Below are 11,368 nucleotides of genomic sequence, written 5' to 3'. Positions count from 1 at the left end.
TCAGTCGCTTGTTTGCCATTCTTAGTCCTCCGTTTCCTAACCTTAACGGTGGACCCATTCAGATGGGGAGGCTCAAAATCTGGACTGGCCCACACGGTTCTTACAAGTTGCAGATCGTTTCAACGATGGGAATAGTCGGCTTTGATGTCATCCCGGCCAAGTGACACAGCGGAGCAATTTGCTCATTCCGCCACCAAGGTTTTCGCGTTCGGATGTTCCACGACGGGAAATCGAGGCACATGCCGTCAAGGTCAGTTTTGGGGCCGGATGCGGCCGTCCGCTGGGCTGATCGAAATGGCAACTTGTCCTCTCACCGGTCCTTCATGTATCGCGCAGCTAAGGTCCGGTATGAGCCCAACGCAGACACTAAACTAAGGCATTTACGACAATCGGATTGATTAAATCTGGTTTGGTCATTGCCGCCATGTGTCCACCACGCTCTATTTGTTCAAAGCGCCATTCAGATACGTTCTCTTTCATCAATTCGACAATCTCAATGATGGATCGGACTGTATCTTGTGCAGACACCACAGTCGTATCTTCAGGCAAATCTCGTTCCCATTCAGCAAATGACGTTTCTTCATTCATCACTGCATCCCATTCATGGAAGTTTGGCATCAACGCCTGCGCAAATTTGGATTTTCGGGCATCAGGCATAGCGTCCCAGCTTCCAGCGCCTGTCCAATAATTTGCAAACACCTCAGCGGCAACTTCCCATGTCCCAGCTTTCCCGTTTGACTTGATCGCGTCCCTTAGGGTGACCGCTTCTTGGTATGCTTCAGGCCGACCGTACTTTTGCAATAGATAGAATGGATTAGGCTCGATGAGGGCCAAGCGGCGAACTTTCGACTTGAACATTGCAGCTGCCTTCATCGTGACGCTGCCACCGAACGAGTGTCCAACAAGCGAAATTTTGTCGTCACCTGTTGGCAAAAAGGGTTCAATTAACCTAGCCTGATCTTTTAAACGTTGCGCACCATCATCCTCCCAGAAACGGGTGCTCCCGTAACCAAATAGGTTAATAGCTATAACATGGAAGTCGCTGGAAAGCGTCTCCATCAGGCTCCGCCATTGCTTGGCACCAGCGACGCTTGAGTGAACAAGGATAACCTTTTCACCGTTTCCCGCTTCAATAAAGTCAGTCTTTTCAAGTTTCACAGCAATCTCCAAAAGAGCTAGGTTTCTAGCTTTAACACACATTTGGTGAATGCAAAAAACGAACAGGGTTCCGTGATGTCCTTAACGGCAGCACTGTCCGCATAACTGACACTCGAGCGAGGCGCAGCGAACTTCAAGTTACCGCCCCTAGTACCGAATGTTGCGGGTAATCTGGACGGCTGCATTGCACACAAGCTTTCTTTTTCTCGGGTCCTTCTAGTCTGGGAGGACGGGGTGGATTGGCAGCTACTCCGCTCCTTCTACCTGCGCCTACATTACTTATCCCTATGCCCAAGATCGGCTTACTATACTCAGACCTAACGCCAACGACCTCTCCCGCTCATCTGGGGGAGGTCAGTCCACCACCAACAAGTACAGTTCGTATCCAATCCCATGGTCAGAGCCCACTCCAGCAGTGTGTCAGCGACCCCGCCAACACCTAGATCTCGTGAAAACCAACTGGGGCATAAATGGGGGCATTTCCTAGGACTACGGGCGTCCCGGGTGCTTAGTTTACTGAACTAGGGAGAGGTGGCTGGGATGGTAGGAATCCTTGCCGACCCTTAGGTAACATCGACTTACGGCAACCTCTGACCAAACTGGGGCGGTTACTGGGGCGGAACGAGGACCACGGCTAGCCACGGAGAGCCCCGCTGAAGGCAGGACTGAGACCTGATGGTCGGGGGGCGGGTGTGTTGGGTGCACAGCAGCCCTCCAGTTTACTGGCTAGAGCACAAGGACTTTTTTTGCGGTGACATGCAGGTCAAGTAGAGCACGCGTACAAGCAGTTCCTGTGCCGCATGGATGGCTGAAAAGCTAAGCTTCAGCGCGCTTCGCGTTGAAGTTGTCACGGGACGTAGTGCCTCAGTGCAGCCCTGAGGCAGGTCATTTACCGAAAAGCCATTTCTGCTTTATGGTGGCCTTCAGAAAACTGATTGGAGTTCAATTTGGCCACACTCATAGGGTTGTCAGTCGTGAAGAATGAGGCTGACATTATCGAAGCAATGATCCGCCTTAACCTTCGTTTCTTGGATCATATCCACATTATAGACAACGGCAGTAGCGATGGCACGTTGGAGATTTTGGCAGATCTTGCGGAAGAGCTGCCTTCTGTCTCGGTTGCGTCTGATCCAACTCCCGGTCATCCACAAACTGATATCATGAACCGGTTTCTCGCTGAAAGCGCGGGGTCATACAATCCCTATCATGTTATCCCTTTGGATGGTGATGAGATACTTGTTGGTGATCCCGGAGCCTTCCGCGAGGAATGTGCCGCATTTAGTGATCCGATTCACATAGATTGGCGCACCTATGTGCCTACAGAAGATGACCGCGCTGACCTAGAAAATCCGGTTCAGCGTATCAGATGGCGACGCGACCCAGAGCGTCCGCAATACAGAAAAAGTACTGTGCCGAAAGGACTTATTGGCCGTGCTGTTTGGTCTCAAGGATCACATAAATTATTGCTAGAAGGCCGTAGTGTCAGAGCCCACAAATCTACTACCGTTGCACTGGCTCATTTTCCCGTACGAAGCATTGAACAAATAACAGCGAAAGCACTCATCGGTCATTGGGGACTATTACTAAGAGGAGCTCCGCGCAGCGAAGGAAAGCAATGGCGCGAGATCAGCGCTGAGATACTTCGGAACGGCGCTCTGTCCCAAGAGACTTTTTTGCGAATTGGCAGGACATATGCCACCCGCCAGTTAAACGATTTACTGGAAGATCCAGTTGATGTCCCTGAAAACATAGAAATGCGCTGTACGGGTCCAGCCGTGACTAGTGCACTTCACCATATCGCCACCTTTGCTGAGCAGTTGGTCAACGGGCTTAACGAAACTAAATCAAGACCCATGCCGAGGGTGAGTAACGACGCAGTCGTGCGTGTTGTCCGTCCAGGTCACATCCCCAAACCATCGCAACTCGTAAGAGCATCAATAAAGGGAAAAGATGTTGAGTTCTGTGTAACGCATCATCGTGACGAAGTTCAAAAACACCATATGAAGGGACAGTTTTACGAAAGGGAAGAGCTTGATATCATAGGGCGGTATTTTAAACGCGGCGGCACATTCTTCGACATCGGTGCAAATGTTGGCAATCATTCAGTCTACTGCGCGATGTTCCTAAACCCGCGTCAAGTCATCCTTGCGGAACCTAACCCAGATGCTATCCGAACGCTTACTGCGAACGTGCAACTCAATGGACTAAAAGAAATATGTGATTTGACCGGCTTGGGTGTTGGGATTGGGGCAGAATCGACCAATACAGCTGCAATAGAATGGCGCCGCAATAATTGGCAAAAAGTAAACCTCGGCGGGGCTACAATCGGGTTTAAAGGGGGGGACCTTGAGATAATGCGAGGTGATGACTTTCTTGGAGCAAGAGATGTTGATTTCATCAAGATTGATGTGGAAGGCATGGAAATATCCGTTCTAGAAGGGTTGACGGAGACAATAAGCAAGTGTCGTCCAACTCTGTTTGTGGAGGTCGACAACATCAACGCAAAGGCATTTTCGTCTTGGCTGCGGGCAAATGGATACATCGTGAAAGCTGAATACTCGCGCTACCCGACGAACTGTAACTACCTTTGCGAACCGAAAGTGTCCTTTGATGGTAGTGACTAATGCGGTGTAGGTGTTTTGTGCAGCGTCGTCCGACACTTTGTTGGCGATTGTTGGCATCCGACATCATTGGAGCTGGACATTCCCAGACCCCAGCGAGTGTCCGAACTTGAAGAGGCCTTTGCGTGTCCGATCACATTTGAAGCCAATGCGATTGGAATAGCTTTCTCCAGAGATTTACTCCCTTCACAGAATCTAGTTGCTGTCGCGTCGAGGAAAACGAGCTTGTCAGACGTTTTCCGGTCCCGAGGCACGGATACCTAGAACTTGGTGTCGTGAACTCGCGAGGCAAAGTAACTTTGTGCCCGGGAATGAAACAAATCACCTGAGCTTGATTTTGCATTCATCACGTTTTCGAGTTTGAGCCATGGTCTGGGATTAGGCCGGGTTCTACATTGCTTCAAGTGTGTGGATTAATCCGTTTTTGATGTGATCTTCTAGAAACTTGATCGCAGTGTCAGGATCCCGAGCAAGGGCCGCATCTAACATGCCTTGATGCTCGGCTGCCGCGGCCTCGCCGCGAAAGGTGAAGACCAGCATCTGGTACCGCAGGTATTTGTCGTAGATCTTGGAATGCAAGGACAGCAGGTTCTGTGAGTTGCACGCGCGAATAAGCGCCAGGTGGAACTCCCAATCGTATCGCTTCCAGGTCTCCTTTTCGGTTTCGTTACCGGACTGCATCTGAAGCTCCATGCGGTGCAGCTTGTGATGGGCAGCGACGACGTCTCCTTCCCAGTCGGTATCGCCGTTTGCAATCGACTGCTGCAGGGCATGGCGTTCCAATAGCAGTCGAAGGCTCGCGATTTCACGCAGATCTTCCTTGGAAACGCGCGTCACGAAAAAGCCGCGCTGTTCCTCGGCAGCGACAAACCCGTCGCTGGCCAACCGGTTGAGCGTTTCCCGCAAGGTCGAGACGCTGGCCGAATACCGCTCTTTCAGACCATCCAGTTTCAGTTTCGAGCCGGGCGCGAGCGTGCCGAAAATGATGTCGCGCTTGATGCGCTCGAACGTGGAAGAACCAACTGTGGATGGCGGCTTGGCCATAGAAGAACCCGATCAGACAAAGATTTTCTTTGAAATAGCATCTCTTTGATGGTCATACAATTACGCAATATTTATGGTAAAACAAAAAATATATGATATTATTGATTTGATCGATCATGGCGGCTAGGCTCTCTGAAACCCGCGATTGATTCCCTGTTTGGCAGTGAGATCAGTCCAACTTGGGGAGGTGGCCTTTTGGCGTCATCCGAATTCAGCAACGCGGCAACCGAAGCGCGCCCGCCCTTGCGCCTAGCCATTGCAGGCATTGGCCTTGTGGGGCAGCGCCATGCGGATGCCATTGCGCAAGTGCCTGACTCGAACCTGTGCGCTGTCGTCGACCCAAGTGACGCGGGCAAGGCGGTGGCCGAGCGGCTTTGTGTTCCTTGGTTTGATGACCTGCATGGCATGATCCTCGCTCAAGCGCCCGATGGGATTATCCTGTCGACGCCAACCAAACTGCATGTCGACCAGGGAGCGGCGTGTCTGGACGCAGGTATCCCGGTGCTGATCGAAAAGCCGCTGGCAGATGATCTGCGTGCGGCCCGGACATTGGTTGAACGTGCTGAACAGGCAAATGTTGCGCTTTTGGTTGGGCATCACCGACGTCACAATCCGCTTGTTCGCAAGGCACATGAACACATCAATCTCGGCACCATCGGGGCCGTACGCGCGGTTCAAGCAAGCTGTTGGTTCTACAAACCCGACAGCTACTTTGACGAGGCACCCTGGCGCAAGCAGGTGGGGGCCGGGCCGATTTCTGTGAACCTAGTGCATGACATCGACTTGCTGCGGCATCTGTGCGGTGAAATCGTCAGCGTCCAGGCACAGGTCGCTCCTTCGGCACGCGGATACGAAAACGAAGACGTCGCCGCCGCCTTGCTGAGGTTCGAGAACGACGCGATTGGCACGATCACAGTTTCGGACAGCATCGTAGCGCCCTGGAGCTGGGAGATGACGGCGCATGAGTACCCCATCTACCCGACAACCTCGCAAAGCGCATATCTGATCGGCGGCAGCCATGGATCGTTGTCAGTGCCTGACCTGACCCTTTGGGGTCACAACGAGTGCCGGGATTGGTGGACCCCCATTTCCGCCACTTCGGTGCCGCAGGATACCTCTGATCCGCTGATAAATCAGATGGCCCATTTCACCGCCGTAATCAGAGGAGAAGAAGCCCCATTGGTTTCGGGGCGCGAGGGGCTGCGTAGCCTGGCGGTTGTTGATGCGATCCAGAAATCGGCCAAAACCAACGCTCTGGTTCACCTCGAAGCCGAGGATTGGGATAGCATGTGGGTCGACAAACCAACTAGCCAATCAGAAATAACAAACGAAACGAATGCGAAAGTCGCAAATTAGGCGCGCAACACGTGCCACAATATCGTCTGGGGAGGACACAAAATGATCATAAAACTTACACGGCGTGCCGCGCTCGCGTCAGTTGCAGCCTTGGGGCTCGCTACCAGCATTGCAACCAGCGCAAGCGCAGAAGGCATCACCTTCACCATGGCCACATCCGGGTCGGAAACCGATCAACGCTCTGTTGCGCTCGCAGATGTATTTGCTCCAATGGTCGCGGGGTTTGCGGAGTACAAACCTGGTTACAACGGCACGATGTTTGCCCAAGGAGCTGAGTTGGAAGCCATCGCGCGGGGTAACCTGACAATGTCGATCACTTCGGCACAGGAACTGGCGCAGTTTTTCCCCGAGTTTTCAATCTTTGCCACGGGGTACGTCCATCAAGACGCGGCGCATCAGGTGCGCGTTTTTAACGATCCGCTGATGGACCCGTTCAAGGCCAAGGTCGAGGACGAGCTGGGTGTCAAATTGCTGTCAGTGATGTACTTGGGCAAACGCCACGTGAACCTGCGCTTTACGCGTGAGGAAAAAGACATCCAGACACCCGCGGACCTCGCTGGAGTGAACCTGCGTATGCCTGGCACGGATGCATGGCAGTTCCTGGGTAAGGCGCTTGGTGCATCGCCTACGCCGTTGGCGTTCACCGAGGTCTATACAGCTCTCTCTACGGGGGCTGTGGACGGTCAGGACAACCCGCTTCCCACCGTGGTCGACAAGAAGTTCTATGAGGTGACAAAGCAGATCGCATTGACCTCTCACCTAGTCGACCTGAACTACATCGCCTTTTCGAAAGAGACCTGGGATGCAATGTCGCCCGATCAACAGCTGATTGTTCAACGTGCTGCAGATGCCGCTGCCGCGTATGGCCGACTGAAACAGCTGGATCAGGAAAATAGCCTGGCCGAGTTCATCCGCAGCCAGGGCGTTGAAATCTACACCCCTGATCTGGCAGCGTTCCGCGACCATGTTCAGTCGCAATATGTAGGGTCCGAAGCCGCAGCAAGCTGGCCCGAGGGCCTTCTTGAGCGCATCAATGAGCTTGGCAACTAAGCAAGATTTGCGAGAGGGTCGATGTGATGAATACAATCCTTACTCGGCTCTCTCGCATTGCAGAATTCATCGCCGCCATGGCTTTGGCGGCGGTTTTTGTAACGTTTTTGATCCAGATATTTACCCGGTATGCGGCCAAGATCGCCTGGCTCGTACCCATTCCGCCGATCTCGGACTGGATGGCATCGCTGGAGCCGATCGGCTGGACCGTGAACCTGATTTCCCTGCTGTGGGTCTGGATCGTCTTTTTTGGATGCGCCTTCATCGTCCGAGCGCGGGACCACGTCACGTTTGACGTGCTCTATTTGGCAACACCGCGCAAAACCCAACGCATTCTCGCGCTTTTGTCCGCCTTGGGACTGATCGCCGCCATGCTCTATTCGTTTCCCGCAACATGGGATGCGATCTTTGGCAACCGGTTGATGGACCTAAAGAAGATCCAGACGCTCAGAATGCCGATCACGGGCGACAAGATCGCAATCAAGTGGCTGTTTGCGGCTTATATCCTTCTCATGATCGCAACCATCGTCCGTTACCTGTGGCGGCTGTATTCCGTTGTTCGACACGGACCTCCAGAAACCGAGATGGAAGAGATACTTTCTGACAAAACGGGCAAGGAGGATGCATCATGAGCGTTGAACTCCTCTTGGGCCTGATCGCTCTGTTTGGCATGGCGGCAATCGGTACACCTGTCGCGTTCTCAATCCTGGTTGGGGTCATCGTCTATCTTGGCGTTGCCGGTCAGGATCTTGCCATTGCCGGGCAGACCATGGTGCAGCGTCTGTTTGATGGCTTTCTGCTGTTGGCGGTGCCGCTTTTCATCGTCTCGGCGAATATCATGAACGCCGGGTCCATTTCCGATCGGCTGCTGAATTTCTGTATCGCCGTCGTCGGCCGGTTCCGGGGCGGCATGGGACATGTCAACGTGGTGGCGTCGCTGATCTTCTCGGGCATGTCGGGCTCTGCCGTCGCAGATGCAGCTGGCATCGGAAAGATCATCATCGAGATGATGGTCAAAAGCGGCAAATACACGCGAGGTTATGCGGCGGCCATAACTGCGGCAACGGCCACCATCGGCCCAATCATTCCACCCTCTATCCCGATGGTGATCTACGCGCTGGTCTCAGGCGCTTCTATCAAGGATCTGTTTCTGGGGGGGATCATTCCCGGCCTGTTCATGGGGTTCGTCCTGATGGCGTTGAACGTGTTCATGTCACATCGCCGTGGATTTGGTCGGGAAGACCCGGTTCCATTGCGGGACCTGCCCAAACTGACCGTTCAGGCCACGCCTGCCTTGCTGATGCCGTTCATCCTGCTCTTTTGCCTGTATAGCGGCATCACGACCCCGACCGAGGCTGCGGCCATCGCAGCACTCTACGCGCTGGTCATTGCTGCGGGGCTGTACCGCGCCATTAAGCTCAGGACGCTGTATCAGGTCTTTGTAGACAGTGCCCGCGCTGCCGCCTCGGTGGGGTTGGTCATCGGCGCCTCGATGATCCTGACCTACATCGTCGTGCAAGAGAACATTCCCCAGGCTCTTTCTGCAACGCTTGATGGGGCCAACATTCACCCGCTTGTCTTCCTGCTTCTGATCAATGTGATGGTCCTGTTGTTGGGCTGCATCCTGGACGCCACAGTGATCATCCTAGTCATCGTTCCCCTGTTCATTCCGACCTGCGAGGCACTTGGGATTGATCTGGTGCACTTTGGCGTTCTGATCGTTGTCAATTCCATGATCGGATTGATCACGCCGCCCTATGGCATCTTGCTGTTTGTCATCAACGCGGTCACGGGTATTCCCCTAAAGGAGATCATTGGAGAGATCTGGGCATTCCTCGGTGTGCTGCTTCTGGCCCTCCTTGTCATGATCCTGGTGCCGGACATCGTGCTTTGGCTGCCACGTCTGCTTGGGTATCAGGGATGACCGGGGCGCTGAAAACCTCCATCGCGACGGTCTCGATTTCGGGCAATCTGCGCGAAAAACTCGAAGCGATCACAGCAGCCGGGTTTGACGGCATCGAGATATTTGAGGCCGATTTCATTGCGGACCATGGCAGCCCCAGGGATGTCGGACGCCTGGTGCGTGACCACGGGTTGGAGATCACTCTGTTCCAACCCTTTCGCGACTTTGAAACCCTGCCGGAACCCGCGCGCTCCAAGGCGTTTGATCGGGCTGAACGCAAGTTTGACGTGATGCAAGAGCTGGGCACCGATCTGGTGCTAGTCTGCTCGTCGGTGCACCCTGCGTCGCTGGGGGGCATCGAGCGCGCGGTTGATGATTTTCACGAACTGGGCGAACGGGCCGCAAAACGCGGGTTGCGCCTGGGGTACGAGGCCTTGGCCTGGGGTCGGCACATCAATGATCACCGCGACGCATGGGAGGTCGTGCGCCGCGCGGATCATCCCAACATCGGCCTGATCGTCGACAGTTTTCACACGCTTAGCCGCAAGCTTGATCCAAACAGTATTCGCGCCATCCCCGGCGACAAGATTTTCTTTGTCCAATTGGCGGATGCGCCGCTGATCGAAATGGACCTTCTGTATTGGTCGCGCCACTTCAGGAACATGCCCGGAGAGGGCGATCTGGACGTCGCCAGGTTCATGCAGGCGGTCATGGCCACCGGTTACAATGGCCCGATCAGCCTTGAGATTTTCAACGATCAGTTTCGCGGCAGCAACCCGCGCACCGTTGCCAAGGATGGCCACCGGTCGCTTGTCGGTCTGCTGGATGACGTCAGACGCGCCGAGCCGGAGCTGAGCGTCAACATGCCTGAGATGCCGGCGCGCATAGAGCCCAAAGGGTTTTCCTTTGTCGAGTTCGCAACCCGCGGCGCTGAGGCGGCAAATCTGAAAACCGATCTGACGTCTTTGGGTTTTGAACAGGTGGGCCACCATCGCAGCAAGGCGGCGGGCCTGTGGCAGCAAGGTGATATCCGTATCGTCGTTAACGAAGAAACCTCTGGCCACGCCGCCAGCAGTTGGAACGCCCGTGGGACTTGCGTGTGTGATCTGGGGCTATTGGGATCTGACGCACAAGCGGCAGCAACGCGTGCGTCGGCCTTGGGGGCAGAGGTTTTCGAACAAACCGTAGGTGCCGGAGAGCTTGCAATTCCGGCCGTGAGGGGATTGTCGGGATCTGTGTTGCATTTTCTCGATGACAGCGCAGACCTCTCGCAAGTTTGGCAAACGGAGTTTTCCGCAGCCCGTGCCCCTGCAGGAGCCGGACTGACTCACATCGACCACATCGCGCAAACGATGAGCTATGAGGACATGCTAAGCTGGTCGCTGTTCTACACAACGCTGTTTGACATGAGCAAGGCGCCCATGGTCGACGTGATCGATCCGGATGGGCTGGTCCGCAGTCAGGCGGTTGAAGCCACCAACGGCTCGGTCAGAGTGACACTCAACGGTGCTGACAGTCACAGAACGCTGGCCGGGTCGTTCCTGTCCGACAGTTTCGGCGCCTCGGTCCAACACATAGCTTTTGCAACGCGGGACATTTTCGAAACGCTTGAACAGTTGGCCGCACGGGGGTTTGAAACGCTGCCGATTTCTCCCAACTATTACGATGATCTCGCTGCGCGCTTTGATCTTAACGATGCTCTTATCCAAAACATGCAGGCCCAGGGTGTGCTGTACGACCAGACGGGGGGCGCTGACTTTTTTCAGGCCTACACTCAGTCCTTTAGTGGAAGCCTGTTCATTGAGATCGTTCAACGGAACCAAGGCTACACTGGATACGGTGCCCCAAACGCTCCGTTTCGCATCGCTGCTCAAAAACGGCTGTCTCGCGCGAAGGGCGTTCCCAGAACGTGACGCCAATCGGATTGGCTTTAGTGCAGTCCCGTCTGTGCTCCACACTCGAAAAACTTAAGGAGTTCGGGGATAGATCGCTTAGTAACCCTGGTGTCTAGCCACCACACAGCGAAGTTTTAGGTCCCCGTTCAGCGCATAACCGCCGTTCAATCATCTTGCAGCGAATGACAACTCTCCGCCCCATACCTCCAATTCGCGCCGATTGCAGCATCGGTCACTAACCGCCCCAGTTTGGTCAGAGGTTGCCTGAGCAGCCCTATCTGACGGGTCCAAGTTGATTGTTAGTGCATGATCGGCCTGGGTTCCATTGGTATGATGGTTTC

At 54.4% G+C, this 11,368-nt stretch carries 9 protein-coding genes; 7 read left to right on the top strand and 2 right to left on the bottom strand.

Annotated elements, in window-relative coordinates:
* Positions 1 to 366: 366 nt before the first annotated feature.
* The gene (locus Q0932_RS20200) at positions 367 to 1,158 is read right to left on the bottom strand and encodes an alpha/beta hydrolase (protein ID WP_299357034.1); all 792 of its coding nucleotides are present in this window, start codon (positions 1,156 to 1,158) and stop codon (positions 367 to 369) included.
* Positions 1,159 to 2,093: 935 nt separating this feature from the next.
* Between Q0932_RS20200 and Q0932_RS20195 the strand changes: the two genes are divergently transcribed.
* Entirely contained in the window at positions 2,094 to 3,782 is a 1,689-nt protein-coding gene (locus Q0932_RS20195; protein ID WP_299357032.1) for an FkbM family methyltransferase, read from the top strand.
* A 15-nt stretch (positions 3,783 to 3,797) separates the two neighbouring features.
* Entirely contained in the window at positions 3,798 to 4,043 is a 246-nt protein-coding gene (locus Q0932_RS20605) for an AraC family transcriptional regulator ligand-binding domain-containing protein (RefSeq protein ID WP_366141443.1), read from the top strand.
* A gap of 126 nt (positions 4,044 to 4,169) precedes the next feature.
* On the opposite strand, the gene Q0932_RS20190 is transcribed toward Q0932_RS20605, so the two are convergent.
* Positions 4,170 to 4,823, bottom strand: coding sequence for a GntR family transcriptional regulator (locus Q0932_RS20190; protein ID WP_299357030.1), 654 nt, complete (start codon positions 4,821 to 4,823; stop codon positions 4,170 to 4,172).
* A 195-nt stretch (positions 4,824 to 5,018) separates the two neighbouring features.
* On the opposite strand from Q0932_RS20190, the gene Q0932_RS20185 reads away from it, so the two are divergent.
* From Q0932_RS20185 to Q0932_RS20165, 5 genes are read left to right on the top strand one after another with little or no spacing between them, the layout of a single operon-like run.
* Positions 5,019 to 6,179: a Gfo/Idh/MocA family oxidoreductase gene (locus Q0932_RS20185; protein WP_299357027.1), complete on the top strand. Its 1,161-nt coding sequence runs from the start codon at positions 5,019 to 5,021 to the stop codon at positions 6,177 to 6,179.
* Between the two features lie 42 nt (positions 6,180 to 6,221).
* The gene (gene dctP / locus Q0932_RS20180; RefSeq protein WP_299357025.1) at positions 6,222 to 7,229 is read left to right on the top strand and encodes a TRAP transporter substrate-binding protein DctP; all 1,008 of its coding nucleotides are present in this window, start codon (positions 6,222 to 6,224) and stop codon (positions 7,227 to 7,229) included.
* 26 nt (positions 7,230 to 7,255) lie between these two features.
* A complete protein-coding gene (locus Q0932_RS20175; RefSeq protein WP_299357023.1) occupies positions 7,256 to 7,861 on the top strand; it encodes a TRAP transporter small permease subunit in 606 nt (201 codons plus the stop codon).
* A complete protein-coding gene (locus Q0932_RS20170; RefSeq protein ID WP_299357021.1) occupies positions 7,858 to 9,153 on the top strand; it encodes a TRAP transporter large permease in 1,296 nt (431 codons plus the stop codon). The genes Q0932_RS20175 and Q0932_RS20170 overlap by 4 nt, the downstream gene beginning before the upstream one ends.
* 8 nt (positions 9,154 to 9,161) lie before the next feature.
* Positions 9,162 to 11,045 carry a sugar phosphate isomerase/epimerase and 4-hydroxyphenylpyruvate domain-containing protein gene (locus Q0932_RS20165; protein ID WP_299357036.1) on the top strand — a complete coding sequence of 628 codons (1,884 nt, stop codon included), beginning with the start codon at positions 9,162 to 9,164 and terminating at the stop codon, positions 11,043 to 11,045.
* Positions 11,046 to 11,368 lie beyond the last annotated feature (323 nt).

Source organism: uncultured Shimia sp. (assembly GCF_947498095.1).
Classification (GTDB): domain Bacteria; phylum Pseudomonadota; class Alphaproteobacteria; order Rhodobacterales; family Rhodobacteraceae; genus Shimia.
This window is presented reverse-complemented; position numbering and strand designations above follow the sequence as displayed.

Excerpts from the sequence above, each read along its gene's own strand:
- Q0932_RS20190 (WP_299357030.1), bottom strand. The coding sequence starts at position 4,823 with ATGGCCAAGCCGCCATCCACAGTTGGTTCTTCCACGTTCGAGCGCATC.
- dctP (WP_299357025.1), top strand. The coding sequence starts at position 6,222 with ATGATCATAAAACTTACACGGCGTGCCGCGCTCGCGTCAGTTGCAGCC.
- Q0932_RS20175 (WP_299357023.1), top strand. The coding sequence starts at position 7,256 with ATGAATACAATCCTTACTCGGCTCTCTCGCATTGCAGAATTCATCGCC.
- Q0932_RS20170 (WP_299357021.1), top strand. The coding sequence starts at position 7,858 with ATGAGCGTTGAACTCCTCTTGGGCCTGATCGCTCTGTTTGGCATGGCG.